Genomic DNA, 1,908 nt, shown 5'->3' with positions numbered 1-1,908 from the left:
CACCACGGGAATTTCTGCGCAGTCGGGTATCACAACCCTAAGCGGGAAAAGTGTCTGGACCTATGGGGTCAAATCCACTATCAATGTTCCGCGCCCCCCACAATTGCCTGCGCTCACCGGTGATAACCCGCTGCACCTCAAGCAAGATGGTACTGCGCCGGTCGATGTGGAGCGCAAGGTCGCCCAACATGCCGCCCGTCTTGGGCAAGCCTTGTCTGGCCCTGACCTCGGTGAGCCAGTTGGGCTTCTCAATGACAGTCGCACGGTCAACGGTACTCATCGTCCTGTGCGCAGCAGTATTGCCGCTTCGCAGCGAGCCGGTGATGAGTCGCTCTCAGCGCCGCGTCATGGCGCTGAGCAGGAAGCGCAGTATTGGCAACAACAATTGACCACCCAGTTTGAAGAGGAAGCTAATGCCTATGCGGCCTCTTTGCTGGGGGGGATGGGCACTGCCAGAACCCGGGTGACGTTGGACGAGCACTTCAATATGGCCACGGCAGAAGCCGATGTGTTGCTGCCCGTGAGTGAAGACCAACACCGATTGCTCTTTACGCAGTTTGGACTGCGTCGCAATGAGCAGTCTCGCACCATTGCCAACCTGGGTGTCGGTCAGCGTCATTTTCTGGAACAGTGGATGCTTGGTTACAACCTGTTTGCCGATTATGACCTGACCAACCAGCACTGGCGTGCTGGTCTTGGTGGTGAGGCGTGGCGCGATTACCTCAAGCTGGGTGCCAATTTCTATACCCCGCTCAGCAGTTGGCGTGATTCATCGCAGTTTGAGGGCATGCAAGAGCGTGCTGCTCGTGGTGCTGATGTGCGTCTGGAAGCCTACCTGCCATCTTATCCTCAGTGGAGTGCCTCGCTCGAGGCGGAGCAATATTTTGGTGACCAAGTTGATTTGCTTGGCAGTGAGCAGCGTGAAAAAGACCCGCATGCCATCACCGCTGGTTTGCACTACAACCCCTTCCCGCTGCTGAAAATGGATGTCGAGCAGGTGGAAGCCAGTGGTGGACAAAGCGATACCCGTTTCTCGTTAGGTCTGGAGTGGCGCCTTGGGGCGACGCTGTCGGAGATGATGAACCCGGCCAAGATTGACAAGTCATTGGCGGGCATGCGCCATGATTTGGTTGAGCGCAACAACGACATCGTACTGGAGTACCGCGACAAGGTCGCGCTCAGTGCGTCATTGAGTGACCAGGCTGCAGGCGTTGAGGGGCAGTCCCTGACGCTGACACTTAATGTTCAGCACTCTCGGCAAATTGCCTCTGTGCAATGGTCTGGCGACATTCTGACACTCAGCGGGTTGACACCGCCAGACATGGTGGGTCAGGACCGACTGTCTCTGATGCTCCCCTCGCTGCCAGCTTATCGGGCGGGTCAACCCAATCAATACCCGGTGGTCGCGATTGTCACCGATATCGAGGGGCACGAAGCGCGGGCCGAAGGGGTTGTTACGGTTAAGGAAGATAGCGGTCTGGTTCCTTCCATTCAGTTAACAGAACACTTTGTGCAATTACGTGCGGGCGCACACTACCAAATTGATTGGGGGGTCATCGACCCGCGTCAGAAGCCTGCCAAAGCACGCAGTGCTGTTCCGACGGACAGTATTGAAGGCGATGTTGAAGCAGATCGGGACGGATACAAATACCACTACCGCTTGAGCGTTCCGGAGCCTTTGCGGTCGCTGATCAATGGGCGTGAGCTGGTTGTGCCTGAGCAGGTCAACACCGGTGAGCGTTACCGCCTTGAGGTCGAAGTCACTTTCCCCAGTGGTCATGTGGCGCGTGACAACATGGAGTTCGAATTCATTAGCGATCAGGGGATAGACACCGACGGTGATGGGCTGACTGACGGTGAAGAGAAGACCGCCGGGACCGACCCAACCAAGCCGGACACCGATGGTGA

1 protein-coding gene is annotated in these 1,908 nt (G+C 57.0%); it reads left to right on the top strand.

Annotated elements, in window-relative coordinates; translation table 11 throughout:
* Positions 1 to 1,908, top strand: a 1,908-nt coding sequence (locus tag OKB87_RS23390; protein WP_270828616.1) for an inverse autotransporter beta domain-containing protein, incomplete at both ends; no start/stop codon positions are given.

Source organism: Aeromonas sp. Y318-1 (genome assembly GCF_027706125.1).
Lineage (GTDB): Bacteria > Pseudomonadota > Gammaproteobacteria > Enterobacterales > Aeromonadaceae > Aeromonas > Aeromonas hydrophila.
The sequence above is the reverse complement of the archived record's forward strand: the minus strand, read 5'-3'. Positions and strand labels throughout refer to the sequence as shown.